General features: G+C 67.2%; 1 protein-coding gene. It reads left to right on the top strand.

The window, feature by feature from the left end:
• The coding region (locus Ga0451573_RS19515; protein WP_231685875.1) for a hypothetical protein at positions 1-241 on the top strand (241 nt) is incomplete at both ends.

The raw sequence follows: 241 nt of genomic DNA on the forward strand, positions 1-241 counted from the left end.
CGAGTGGCGCAAAACCAGCAGCGTGAGCCGCGAGGCGGCGATCCAGCGCGTGCGCAGCGCGATGGACAGCCGCACGCCCTGGCCCGAGCTGCAGGGCAAACGCGACATTGCCGCCCTGTCGCTGGCACTGAGCCCCGAGTTCAAAGGCGACCGCGTCGCCGCCTTTATTTACGCCAGTGCCGACATGCTGGTCGTCGCGCACGACGGCAAAACGGCCTTCTACCTGGTCGATGGCCTGGAT

Source organism: Phosphitispora fastidiosa (assembly GCF_019008365.1).
GTDB classification, from domain to species: Bacteria; Bacillota; Thermincolia; order Thermincolales; family UBA2595; genus Phosphitispora; species Phosphitispora fastidiosa.